At 54.8% G+C, this 12938-nt stretch carries 12 protein-coding genes; 11 read left to right on the forward strand and 1 reads right to left on the reverse strand.

The annotated features are described in order from the left end of the window. Positions 1-133 precede the first annotated feature (133 nt). The 5 genes from araF (at position 134) to otsA (ending at position 6089) form a co-directional block, all read left to right on the forward strand. Positions 134-1123, forward strand: coding sequence for an arabinose ABC transporter substrate-binding protein AraF (gene araF, locus ACJBF3_RS04460; RefSeq protein WP_008500409.1), 990 nt, complete (start codon positions 134-136; stop codon positions 1121-1123). A gap of 71 nt (positions 1124-1194) precedes the next feature. Continuing rightward, positions 1195-2709 (forward strand): L-arabinose ABC transporter ATP-binding protein AraG, encoded by a 1515-nt coding sequence (gene araG, locus ACJBF3_RS04465; protein WP_045326781.1) that lies wholly within the window; start codon positions 1195-1197, stop codon positions 2707-2709. 14 nt (positions 2710-2723) lie between these two features. Then, positions 2724-3710, forward strand: a complete 987-nt coding sequence (gene araH / locus ACJBF3_RS04470; protein WP_023336141.1) for an L-arabinose ABC transporter permease AraH — start codon at positions 2724-2726, stop codon at positions 3708-3710. 176 nt (positions 3711-3886) lie between these two features. After that, entirely contained in the window at positions 3887-4690 is an 804-nt protein-coding gene (gene otsB / locus ACJBF3_RS04475) for a trehalose-phosphatase (protein WP_045326779.1), read from the forward strand. Beyond that, positions 4665-6089, forward strand: coding sequence for an alpha,alpha-trehalose-phosphate synthase (gene otsA / locus ACJBF3_RS04480; protein ID WP_045326778.1), 1425 nt, complete (start codon positions 4665-4667; stop codon positions 6087-6089). Before otsB ends, otsA begins: the two co-directional genes overlap by 26 nt. A gap of 18 nt (positions 6090-6107) precedes the next feature. On the opposite strand, the gene uspC is transcribed toward otsA, so the two are convergent. Then, positions 6108-6536 carry a universal stress protein UspC gene (gene uspC / locus ACJBF3_RS04485; RefSeq protein ID WP_045326776.1) on the reverse strand — a complete coding sequence of 143 codons (429 nt, stop codon included), beginning with the start codon at positions 6534-6536 and terminating at the stop codon, positions 6108-6110. A gap of 795 nt (positions 6537-7331) precedes the next feature. Between uspC and flhD the strand changes: the two genes are divergently transcribed. From flhD to cheW, 6 genes are all read left to right on the forward strand, one after another. After that, the gene (gene flhD / locus ACJBF3_RS04490) at positions 7332-7682 is read left to right on the forward strand and encodes a flagellar transcriptional regulator FlhD (RefSeq protein ID WP_045326775.1); all 351 of its coding nucleotides are present in this window, start codon (positions 7332-7334) and stop codon (positions 7680-7682) included. Between the two features lie 2 nt (positions 7683-7684). Further along, positions 7685-8263, forward strand: coding sequence for a flagellar transcriptional regulator FlhC (gene flhC / locus ACJBF3_RS04495; protein ID WP_013096051.1), 579 nt, complete (start codon positions 7685-7687; stop codon positions 8261-8263). Between the two features lie 123 nt (positions 8264-8386). Continuing rightward, complete coding sequence (motA, locus tag ACJBF3_RS04500) at positions 8387-9274, forward strand: flagellar motor stator protein MotA (RefSeq protein WP_008500417.1); 888 nt, start codon at positions 8387-8389, stop codon at positions 9272-9274. Next, on the forward strand, positions 9271-10200 hold the full coding sequence (gene motB / locus ACJBF3_RS04505; protein WP_028018604.1) for a flagellar motor protein MotB: 930 nt from the start codon (positions 9271-9273) through the stop codon (positions 10198-10200). The genes motA and motB overlap by 4 nt, the downstream gene beginning before the upstream one ends. A gap of 4 nt (positions 10201-10204) precedes the next feature. Further along, entirely contained in the window at positions 10205-12241 is a 2037-nt protein-coding gene (cheA, locus tag ACJBF3_RS04510; RefSeq protein ID WP_045326774.1) for a chemotaxis protein CheA, read from the forward strand. A gap of 19 nt (positions 12242-12260) precedes the next feature. Continuing rightward, the gene (cheW, locus tag ACJBF3_RS04515; protein WP_008500420.1) at positions 12261-12764 is read left to right on the forward strand and encodes a chemotaxis protein CheW; all 504 of its coding nucleotides are present in this window, start codon (positions 12261-12263) and stop codon (positions 12762-12764) included. The last annotated feature ends 174 nt before the right edge of the window (positions 12765-12938 follow it).

Here is a 12938-nt window from a genome sequence, read left to right on the forward strand (position 1 = left end):
AATTTCCCGCTAAAACTATCACCAGCAATGACGCTTATGACGAGGTAAGCGCTAATGCCTTGTTTTATGTCCGATTAAATAAGAAGCACGCACATATTCCCTACAGAAAAGAATGCTAAAGCTGGAGTTTACCATGCACAAATTTACTAAAGCGCTGGCGGCCATCGGTCTGGCTGCCGTTATGTCACAATCCGCTATCGCTGAGAATTTAAAGCTCGGTTTTTTGGTAAAACAGCCCGAAGAGCCCTGGTTCCAGACCGAGTGGAAATTTGCCGATAAGGCCGGTAAAGATTTAGGTTTTGAAGTGATTAAAATCGCCGTGCCTGACGGTGAGAAAACCCTGAACGCCATCGACAGCCTGGCGGCCAGCGGCGCGAAAGGCTTTGTGATCTGTACCCCGGATCCCAAGCTGGGGTCAGCGATTGCGGCTAAAGCCCGCGGTTACGATATGAAGGTGATTGCCGTTGACGATCAGTTCGTTAACGCCAAGGGCAAGCCCATGGACAGCGTGCCGCTGGTCATGATGGCGGCGACCAAAATTGGTGAACGTCAGGGCCAGGAACTCTACAAAGAGATGCAGAAACGCGGCTGGGATGTGAAAGAGACCGCCGTCATGGCCATTACCGCCGATGAGCTGGACACCGCGCGTCGTCGCACTACGGGATCAATGGACGCGCTGAAAGCAGCCGGCTTCCCGGAAAAACAGATCTACAAAGTCCCGACTAAATCCAACGATATCCCCGGCGCGTTCGACGCCGCCAACTCGATGCTGGTCCAGCATCCTGAGGTCAAACACTGGCTGGTGGTCGGCATGAACGATAACACCGTGCTGGGCGGGGTCCGCGCGACGGAAGGTCAGGGCTTCAAGGCACCTGACGTGATCGGGATCGGCATCAACGGCGTTGACGCCGTTAGCGAGCTGTCGAAAGCGCAGGCCACCGGCTTCTACGGCTCCCTGCTGCCAAGCCCGGACGTTCACGGCTACAAATCCAGTGAGATGCTCTACAACTGGGTCACCAAGGGCGCTGAACCGCCGAAATTTACCGAAGTGACCGATGTGGTGCTGATTACCCGCGACAACTTCAAAGAGGAGCTGGCGAAAAAAGGGCTGGGCGGTAAGTAATACGCTGTGATTGTGCCCCTCATGCATCGTGAGGGGCCAGACGTACACACTACAGGAATCACGGAGACGTTATGCGACAGTCTGATCCGTATCTCTCTTTTCGCGGCATCGGGAAAACCTTTCCCGGCGTTAACGCGCTGACCGATATCAGCTTCGACTGCTATGCCGGCCAGGTTCACGCCCTGATGGGGGAAAACGGTGCGGGAAAATCCACGCTGTTGAAGATCCTCAGCGGCAACTACGCGCCAACGACCGGCACGCTGGCCCTTCGCGGCGAAGAGGTGGCGTTTGCCGATACCACGGCGGCGCTCAATGCCGGGGTAGCCATCATCTATCAGGAACTGCACCTCATTCCTGAGATGACCGTGGCGGAAAACATCTATTTAGGACAGCTCCCGCACAAAGGCGGCGTGGTAAATCGTTCGCTACTCAATTATGAAGCGGGGCTGCAGCTTAAACACCTGGGCCTGGACGTCGATCCCCAGACGCCGCTGAAGTACCTTTCCATCGGCCAGTGGCAGATGGTTGAAATTGCCAAGGCGCTGGCGCGTAACGCCAAAATTATTGCCTTCGATGAGCCCACCAGTTCGCTCTCTAAGCGTGAAATTGAAAATCTGTTCCGCGTCATCCGCGAATTGCGTCAGGAGGGCCGTACCATTTTATACGTCTCGCACCGCATGGAAGAGATATTTGCCCTGAGCGACGCCATCACCGTCTTTAAGGATGGACGCTATGTGCGCACCTTCACCGACATGCAGCAGGTTAACCATGACCAGCTGGTTCAGGCGATGGTCGGACGCGATCTGGGTGATATTTATCACTGGCAGCCGCGCCCGTACGGGCCTGAGCGCCTGCGCCTGGATAACGTCAAAGCGCCGGGCGTGCGAACGCCTGTTTCGCTATCCGTGCGCAGCGGCGAAATCGTCGGCCTGTTTGGCCTCGTGGGCGCGGGGCGCAGCGAATTGATGAAGGGCCTGTTCGGCGGTACCCGCATAACCGATGGGCAGGTCTTTATTGACGGCGAACGGGTGGACATCCAGAAGCCGGCCCACGCGATAGGGGCGGGCATGATGCTCTGCCCGGAAGACCGTAAAGCCGAGGGGATTATTCCGGTGCATTCGGTACGCGACAACATCAATATTTCCGCCCGCCGCAAGTTCATTCGCGCAGGCTGCCTGATAAACGACAGCTGGGAGTCGAGCAACGCCGACCATCATATTCGCTCGCTGAACATCAAAACGCCGGGTCCGGAACAGCTGATCATGAACCTGTCCGGGGGAAACCAGCAGAAGGCGATTTTAGGCCGCTGGCTGTCGGAGGACATGAAGGTCATTCTGCTGGATGAGCCGACGCGCGGTATTGATGTGGGGGCAAAACACGAGATTTATAACGTGATCTACGAGCTGGCAAAACGCGGCGTGGCGGTGCTTTTCGCCTCCAGCGATCTGCCGGAGGTGCTTGGCGTGGCCGACCGCATTGTGGTGATGCGTGAAGGCGAAATTGCCGGTGAATTACTTCATGAACAGGCGAATGAACAACAGGCGTTGAACCTCGCCATGCCTAAAGTCAGCCAGGCTGTCGCCTGAGTAAGGAGTTAATGATGTCCTCTGTTACTACATCCGGAGTGCCGAAGTCGAAGTCGGCATTGAGTTTTGGCCGTATCTGGGATCAGTACGGCATGCTGGTGGTCTTTGCCGCGCTGTTCCTTGCCTGCGCGATCTTTGTCCCTAATTTTGCCACCTTCATTAATATGAAGGGGCTGGGGCTGGCCATTTCCATGTCCGGCATGGTGGCCTGCGGGATGCTGTTCTGTCTCGCCTCCGGGGATTTTGATCTGTCGGTGGCGTCGGTGATTGCCTGCGCGGGCGTCACGACCGCCGTGGTGATCAACATGACCGAGAGCCTGTGGATTGGCGTTCTGGCCGGTCTGCTGCTTGGCGTCATCAGCGGTCTGGTGAACGGCTTTGTTATCGCGCGCCTGAAGATTAACGCCCTCATCACCACGCTTGCGACGATGCAAATAGTCCGCGGGCTGGCCTATATCATCTCCGACGGTAAAGCGGTGGGGATCGAAGACGAGCGCTTCTTTACGTTGGGTTACGCCAACTGGCTGGGGCTGCCCGCGCCTATCTGGCTGACCGTGGCCTGCCTGATCCTGTTCGGCTTCCTGCTCAACCGGACCACCTTTGGCCGCAATACGCTGGCGATTGGCGGTAACGAAGAGGCGGCTCGCCTGGCCGGGGTGCCGGTGGTGCGTACCAAGATTATTATCTTTGTGCTCTCAGGGCTGGTTTCTGCCGCGGCGGGGATTATTCTGGCTTCGCGTATGACCAGCGGCCAGCCGATGACCTCCATCGGCTATGAGCTGATCGTTATCTCGGCCTGCGTTTTAGGGGGCGTTTCCCTCAAGGGCGGCATCGGAAAAATCTCATATGTGGTGGCCGGTATCCTGATTTTAGGGACGGTGGAGAACGCCATGAACCTGCTGAATATTTCGCCGTTCTCGCAGTACGTGGTACGGGGCCTGATCCTGCTGGCAGCGGTGATTTTCGACCGTTACAAGCAAAAAGCGAAGCGTACCGTGTAACCTTTTTTCCCCTCATTTACTGCTCAACTTATAACCTTAGTTGACCCTTTAACCGCCCCGCCAGTTTTAAAGGCGAGGCGGTTATCAAATGGCGAGCCACGTCACACTGTCTATACTTACATGGCTATGAAAGAGGTAAAGGCGTTTACCTCTCGTCAACCGTAAGGAGGAAAAGGGTGGCTGACATGTTAACCGCACCGCCTGTACTGCCCGGACAATATGCTTTCTTTTTTGATCTCGACGGCACGCTCGCCGGGATAAAACCGCACCCTGACCAGGTGTCTGTTCCGGACGCGGTGTTACAGGATTTGCATCAGCTCTCGCTCATGAACGAGGGAGCACTGGCATTGATATCAGGGCGCTCAATGGCCGAGCTGGATCTGCTCGCCAGTCCTTACCACTTTCCGCTGGCCGGTGTACACGGAGCGGAGCGCCGCGACATCCATGATCAAACGCATATCGTTTCACTCCCTGACGCACTCACGCAAACGCTGCATAAGACGCTTTCCGCTGCGCTGGAGGCGCTGCCCGGCACTGAATTAGAAGCCAAAGGCATGGCCTTTGCCCTGCACTATCGTCAGGCACCGCAGCATGAAGAGGCCGTGCTTGCGCTTGCTCAGTCGGTTGCTGACGCGCATCCGCAGCTGGCGTTGCAGCCCGGCAAATGCGTCGTGGAGTTAAAGCCGAAAGGAATTAATAAGGGGGCAGCCATCGCCGCGTTTATGGCCGAGGCGCCCTTCAAAGGGCGAACGCCCGTTTTCATTGGGGATGACCTGACCGACGAGGCCGGGTTTCGCGTGGTGAATCAGGCCGGAGGGATCGCCGTTAAGGTGGGGCCTGGTGACACCGTTGCCGAATGGCGACTGGCGGATGTCGCCGGCGTCTGGCAGTGGGTATCTGATATCGCTAATCACCAACAACAACAAATAGCGCAAAGCAAAGGGGGAAACCATTATGGGTCGCTTAGTCGTCGTCTCTAACCGAATCGCACCGCCTGATGATAAAAAAGCCAGTGCAGGTGGCCTGGCGGTAGGGGTGTTAGGGGCCTTAAAAGCCGCTGGCGGGCTGTGGTTTGGCTGGAGTGGAGAAATCAGTGAAGAAGAGAAACCGCTCAATACGGTGACGCGCGGGAACATCACCTGGGCGTCGTTTGCGTTGAAAGAGAAAGACTACGACGAATATTACTCGCAGTTTTCGAATGCCGTCCTGTGGCCTGCGTTCCACTATCGTCTTGACCTGGTCAAATTCCAGCGTGAATCCTTCGAAGGCTACTCGCGCGTGAACGTGCTGCTGGCGGATAAACTGCTGCCTTTAATAGAAGAAGACGATATTTTATGGATCCACGATTATCACCTGCTGCCTTTCGCCAGAGAGCTGCGCAAGCGCGGGGTGAATAACCGGATTGGCTTCTTCCTGCACATCCCGTTCCCGACGCCGGAAATATTTACCGCGCTGCCGCCGCATGAAGATCTGCTCGAAGCGCTGTGTGACTACGATTTACTGGGCTTCCAGACCGAAAATGACCGTATCGCGTTCCTTGACTCCGTATCGGGTAAAGCGCGTCTGATAACCAAAGGCGGGAAAAGCCACACGGCGTGGGGGAAAACCTTCCACACCGAAGTTTATCCCATCGGGATTGAACCTGACGATATCGCGGAGCAGGCTTCCGGCCCGCTGCCGCCGAAGCTGGCGCAGCTGAAGAATGAACTCAAGAACGTAAAAAATATCTTCTCGGTAGAGCGTCTTGATTATTCCAAAGGGCTACCGGAACGCTTCCTGGCGTATGAAACGCTGCTGGATAAATACCCGCAGCATCACGGTAAAATCCGCTATACCCAGATCGCGCCGACGTCGCGCGGTGAGGTTCAGGCCTATCAGGACATTCGCCATCAGCTGGAGACAGAAGCAGGGCGCATTAACGGCCGCTACGGCCAGCTGGGCTGGACTCCGCTCTATTATCTGAATCAGCACTTTGATCGAAAGATCCTGATGAAGGTCTTCCGCTATGCGGACGTGGGCCTGGTCACGCCGCTGCGCGACGGGATGAACCTCGTCGCGAAAGAGTATGTGGCGGCACAGGATCCTGCCGACCCGGGCGTACTGGTGCTCTCCCAGTTTGCCGGTGCCGCAAACGAGCTTACGTCGGCGCTTATCGTCAACCCTTATGACCGCGATGACGTGGCAAATGCGCTGAATCGCGCTCTGACCATGCCGCTTACGGAACGTCTTTCCCGCCATGCTGACATGATGGAGACGATCCGCAAGAACGACATTAACCACTGGCAGGCGCGTTTTATTCAGGATCTCCGGGATATCGCCCCGCAAAGTCATGAAGGCAATCTGCAAAAAAAGATCGCGACCTTCCCTAAACTCGCCTGATTTTCCTCTGGGGGGAAGTTAATTCCCCCCAAGCGGCACTAACAGCACATCCACCTGGCTTGAGGCGACAATAGATTTCGCCGCGCAGGCTGCACGCGAAAAAAAGCTGTGGTTATGGTTCCCGCAAATCACTAAATCAATTTGCTGCTTGCGACACATGTCGAGAATATGGGCGTTAAGTTCCCCGGTCGCAATAACGGTTTCATGAATCGGATATTGTGCCTTTTCCGCTAGATCACGCAGAAATTGCTGCGTTTCTTCCTGAAGGACCTCACGAATATCCTCCAGCATGGGGGCAGCCAGCTGATTATACATCTCTGGCTCGGCGGCGAGCGTGATGAGGCTGATGCGCGCATTATGGGGTCTGGCAATGGAAACCGCTCGGGCTACGAGCTGGTGGCTTTCAGGGGAAACGGCAACGGAAACAAGAACATGGGAGTAACTCATGGCGCACTCCTTAGGTGTCTGACAGACAGCGTTTAATCACCTTTACCGCGAATTCCGGGGTTCTGCAAGACCTGATTACGACATTAGTGTGAAGCTTATCATAATTATTCATTAATTATTCTTATAAGAAGAATAACTGAAAAATGTGCCTAAATGAAAAAAATTAACAACTTAACGTAAATCACACAAATTCACGCCTTGACTGCTAAATCGTTTTGCGGCGTTACAAACTCATTGCGAATGATCACGCGCTGAAACATCTTTTATGCGCGATCTTCATAACTATATGTTTTTTCACGGTAAGAAAAATGTTTCCCAAAGAGGGGGTTATTGTAAATGTTTCCGCGAGGCGTTTAGGCCGGGAAAAGCACGTTGCATGCCAGTCAGGATCACCCGTCTGCATGAGTATTCGTCAATAAAGAATACAAAACAGTACCGAATGGTCAAAAAATAAACAAATTACAAGTCATACTGATGGATTTATGGGTCATATTCACTTAAATTGTGTGACGTAGATCACATTTTTTTTAAATTTGAGGGCGGCTGGATTGTATGTGTCAAAACTGACGAGTAGAGTTTGCGTCGAATTAGGAAAAATCTTAGTTATTTGTAAGAAATGATAAAACATGTAAGAGACGCATTCGCGGCTTCTCTCTTGCGCGTTTCAATGAATACAAACCTAAATTCAACTATGCATTTGGCCTTTTCTTTTTTATACCGGGTGATTTCCCGGCGACATCACGGGGTGCGGTCTTTCCGCATAAAAATAATAGTTGGTTATTCGGGATGGGAACAATGCATACATCCGAGTTGCTAAAACATATCTATGACATCAATTTGTCGTATTTACTGCTCGCGCAGCGTTTGATTAGTCAGGACAAAGCGTCCGCGATGTTTCGTCTGGGTATTAACGAAGAGATGGCAACCATGCTGGGCGGCTTAACCCTCCCGCAAATGGTGAAACTGGCAGAAACGAATCAACTGGTTTGCCAGTTCCGTTTCGATGATTCGCAGACAATAACGCGTCTGACGCAGGAGTCCCGCGTGGACGATCTTCAACAGATCCACACGGGTATTCTTCTCTCCACCCGCTTGCTTACCGAAATCAGCCAGCCTGATGACGCAGCCCGTAAGAAAAGGGCCTAGCAATGAGCGAGAAAAGCATTGTTCAGGAAGCGCGTGACATACAGTTGGCCATGGAGCTGATTACATTGGGTGCTCGTTTACAAATGCTGGAAAGCGAGACTCAGTTGAGCCGTGGTCGTCTCATTAAGCTGTACAAAGAGTTACGTGGTAGTCCCCCGCCGAAAGGCATGCTGCCGTTTTCTACCGACTGGTTTATGACGTGGGAGCAGAATATTCACGCTTCCATGTTCTGTAATGCGTGGCAGTATCTTCTTAAAACCGGTTTGTGTAGTGGCGTTGACGCCGTGATCAAAGCCTACAAACTTTACCTTGAACAATGCCCACAGCAGGAAGAAGGCCCTCTGCTGGCGCTGACCCGCGCATGGACGCTGGTGCGTTTTGTTGAGAGCGGAATGCTTGAGCTGTCGCGCTGCAACTGCTGCGATGGCAATTTTATTACCCATGCTCATCAGCCTGCAGGCAGCTTCGCCTGTAGTTTATGTCAGCCTCCATCCCGCGCAGTAAAAAGACGTAAACTTTCCCGGGATGCTGCCGATATTATTCCACAACTGCTGGATGAACAGATCGAACAAGCTGTTTAACCCGAACGTGTGGGAAAAATTCCAGCAGCGGTAAGCAATTACCGCTGCTTTTTTTTACCCCTCAAACGGTAAACGCTGCGAGCTGGACGTCCTTGCCATAGTCACTAGCGGAAGGATGATGTCGTGCTTATCTTATTAGGTTACCTGGTAGTTCTCGGTACAGTTTTCGGCGGTTACATGATGACCGGCGGGCACCTTGGAGCACTCTATCAACCGGCTGAGCTTATTATCATCGGCGGCGCAGGGGTAGGGGCTTTTATCGTTGGCAACAACGGTAAATCAATCAAGGGCACGCTGAAAGCGATTCCGTTGCTGTTCCGTCGCTCGAAATACACCAAAAGTATGTATATGGATCTGCTGGCGCTCCTCTATCGCCTGATGGCGAAGTCGCGTCAGCAGGGCATGTTCTCGCTTGAACGGGATATTGAAAACCCAAAAGAGAGCGAAATTTTTGCCAGCTATCCGCGTATTCTTGCCGATGCCATGATGCTGGATTTCATCGTCGACTATCTGCGACTGATCATCAGCGGCAACATGAATACCTTCGAAATCGAAGCGCTGATGGACGAAGAGATTGAAACCCACGAAAGCGAATCTGAAGTGCCGGCCAACAGCCTGGCACTGGTGGGCGACTCCCTTCCGGCATTCGGTATCGTTGCGGCGGTGATGGGGGTGGTTCACGCCCTGGCCTCGGCAGACCGTCCGGCAGCCGAGCTCGGCGCGCTGATTGCCCACGCGATGGTGGGAACCTTCCTCGGTATTTTGCTGGCGTATGGCTTTATCTCTCCGCTGGCAAGCGTGCTGCGCCAGAAGAGCGCGGAAACCACCAAAATGATGCAGTGCGTGAAGATCACGCTGCTCTCTAACCTCAACGGTTACGCGCCACCGATCGCGGTTGAGTTTGGCCGTAAAACGCTTTACTCCAGCGAGCGTCCGTCGTTTATCGAGCTTGAAGAACACGTGCGTGCGGTGAAAAACCCAAACCAACAGACGACAACTGAGGACGCATGAAAAACCAGTCCCATCCGATCGTCATCGTAAAAAAACGCAAGCACAAGGGCGGTGGGCATGGCGCGCACGGCTCGTGGAAAATTGCCTACGCCGACTTTATGACGGCCATGATGGCGTTCTTTCTGGTGATGTGGCTGATCTCCATCTCCAGCCCAAAAGAACTGATCCAGATTGCCGAATATTTCCGCACGCCGCTGGCAACGGCGGTGGCAGGCGGGCCGCGTATCTCTAACAGCGACAGCCCGATCCCGGGCGGCGGCGATGATTACACCCAGCAGAAGGGTGAAGTGAAAAAAGAGCCGAACATCGACGAGCTGAAAAGAAAGATGGAGCAGGCGCGCCTTAAGAAACTGCGCGGCGATCTCGATCAACTGATTGAGGCCGATCCGAAGCTGCGCGCGCTGCGTCCGCACCTGAAGATCGACCTGGTGCAGGAAGGGCTGCGTATTCAGATTATCGACAGCCAGAACCGCCCCATGTTTAAAACCGGGAGTGCGGAAGTTGAACCGTATATGCGCGACATTCTGCGCGCTATTGCACCGGTACTGAACGGCATTCCTAACCGAATCAGCCTGTCAGGACACACGGATGATTTCCCGTACGCCAGTGGGGAGAAGGGATACAGCAACTGGGAGCTTTCTGCCGATCGTGCCAACGCCTCGCGTCGCGAGCTGGTGGCAGGTGGGCTTGATGATGGCAAGGTACTGCGCGTAGTCGGCATGGCCGCAACCATGCGCGTTTCCGACCGCGGGCCGGATGATGCCATCAACCGTCGTATCAGTCTTTTAGTGCTGAACCAGCAGGCGGAGCAGGCGATCCTGCATGAAAACGCCGAAAGTCAGAATGAGTCACTGGACGATTTAAAACAGCCTGGGGCCGTTCCTTCGGCTGCCGTTCCAACATCGCCACCAGCCAATCCGAGGTGATAGCGTGAGCATGGATATTAGCGATTTTTACCAGACATTCTTTGATGAAGCCGATGAATTGTTGGCCGATATGGAGCAACACTTGCTCGATCTGGTGCCTGAAGCACCGGATTCCGAGCAGCTCAATGCCATCTTCCGTGCGGCGCATTCCATTAAAGGCGGCGCCGGAACGTTTGGATTTACCATCCTGCAGGAAACGACCCATTTAATGGAAAACCTGCTTGATGACGCACGACGCGGTGAGATGCAGCTCAATACCGACATTATCAACCTGTTTTTGGAAACCAAAGATATTATGCAGGAACAGCTCGACGCCTATAAAAGTTCGGCAGAGCCTGATGCCGCCAGCTTTGAATACATCTGCAATGCACTGCGCCAGCTCGCGCTGGAAGCCAAAGGTGACGTTGCCGCAGCGGTTGTTCCGGCCGCAAAACTGAGCGTTGTGGAGACGGCTGCCGCGCAGGCGTCTGCGCCTGCCGGCGCACAGGCGGGCAAACTTCGCGTTGTGCTGTCCCGCCTGAAAGAGAATGAAGTTAACCTGCTCGAAGAAGAGCTGGGGAACCTGGCGAAATTAAGCAACGTAGTGAAAGGCAAAGACAGCCTTGCTGCAACGCTTGATGACGGTATCGGCCAGGACGATATCGTGGCGGTGCTGTGCTTTGTGATTGAAGCCGACCAGATTGCCTTTGAAACTGAAATGGCCAAGGTTGATGCTCCTGCCGCGGTGGAAGAGGTGGCCGTCGTCGCGCAGGCCGCCACACCGGCAGTGACGCCAGCGGTTCCGGCCCTGAAGGCGGTGCCAAAAGAGGCCCCGGCACCTGGCCGTGGTGAAAAACCGGCCGCGCGCTCCAGCGAATCCACCAGCATCCGCGTTGCGGTTGAGAAGGTTGACCAGCTGATTAACCTGGTGGGCGAACTGGTGATCACCCAGTCGATGCTGGCACAACGCTCTAACGAACTGGACCCGGTCACCCACGGCGATCTGATCACCAGCATGGGTCAGCTGCAGCGTAATGCTCGCGACCTGCAGGAATCGGTCATGTCCATCCGTATGATGCCGATGGAATACGTCTTCAGCCGCTTCCCGCGCCTGGTTCGCGATCTTGCCAGCAAGCTGAATAAGCAGATTGAACTGACCCTGATGGGCAGCTCAACCGAACTGGATAAGAGCCTGATCGAGCGCATCATCGACCCGTTAACGCACCTGGTGCGTAACAGCCTCGACCACGGTATCGAACTGCCGGAAAACCGCATTGCCGCTGGAAAATCCCCGGTCGGAAACCTGATCCTCTCTGCGGAACATCAGGGCGGGAACATCTGCATCGAAGTGACTGATGATGGCGCGGGTCTTAACCGCGAGCGCATTCTGGCCAAAGCGATCTCGCAGGGAATGGCGGTCAATGAAAACATGACCGACGAAGAGGTGGGGATGCTGATCTTCGCCCCGGGCTTCTCTACCGCAGAGCAGGTGACCGACGTCTCCGGGCGCGGCGTCGGCATGGACGTGGTGAAGCGTAACATCCAAGAGATGGGCGGCCACGTTGAGATCCAGTCTAAGCAGGGTTCCGGCACCACCATTCGCATCCTGCTGCCGCTGACGCTGGCGATCCTCGACGGCATGTCCGTGAAGGTGGCGGACGAAGTTTTCATTCTTCCGCTGAACGCCGTGATGGAATCCCTGCAGCCGCGTGAAGAAGATCTGCATCCGCTGGCGGGCGGCGAGCGCGTCCTTGAAGTGCGCGGCGAGTACCTGCCGCTGGTGGAACTGTGGAAAGTATTTGAAGTGGACGGGGCCAAGACAGAGGCCACGCAGGGTATCGTTGTGATCCTGCAAAGCGCGGGCCGCCGCTACGCGCTGCTGGTCGATCAGCTGATTGGTCAGCACCAGGTCGTGGTGAAGAACCTCGAAAGCAACTACCGTAAAGTGCCGGGTATTTCTGCCGCCACCATTCTGGGTGATGGTAGCGTGGCGCTGATCGTCGACGTGTCGGCGCTTCAGGGATTAAATCGTGAACAACGTGTGGCGTACACAGCCGCCTGATTAAGTAGAAGGTAATAACATGACCGGTATGAGTAATGTAACGAAACTGGCGGGCGAGCCATCAGGGCAGGAATTCCTGGTATTCACTTTAGGCGATGAGGAGTACGGCATCGATATCCTTAAAGTGCAGGAAATCCGGGGTTACGACCAGGTTACCCGCATCGCTAACACGCCTGCTTTTATTAAAGGTGTCACCAACCTGCGTGGCGTCATTGTGCCCATCGTGGACCTGCGCGTGAAGTTTAGCCAGGGCGACGTTGACTACAACGACAACACCGTGGTGATCGTCCTGAACCTGGGGCAGCGCGTGGTCGGTATCGTGGTGGATGGCGTCTCTGATGTGCTTTCTCTGACCTCCGACCAAATTCGTCCTGCGCCGGAGTTTGCGGTCACGCTGTCGACCGAATACCTGACCGGTCTGGGCGCGCTCGGCGAGCGTATGCTGATTCTGGTGAACATTGAGAAGCTGCTGAACAGCGATGAGATGGCGCTGCTGGATATCGCGGCGAGTCACGTGGCATAAAAACAAAGCCGGGTGGCGCTGACGCTTACCCGGCCTACATGTTCGAGCCATTCGTAGGCCGGGTAAGGCGAAGCCGTCACCCGGCTTTTTTACATTCTGCTCCACCAGCTCAGCTTCCGCGGCTACCCATGTAGCCTAAAACAAAGCCGGGTGGCGCTGACGCTTACCCGGCCT

The organism is Enterobacter sp. PP-008-ECC_S150 (genome assembly GCF_045257065.1).
GTDB lineage: Bacteria > Pseudomonadota > Gammaproteobacteria > Enterobacterales > Enterobacteriaceae > Enterobacter > Enterobacter chengduensis.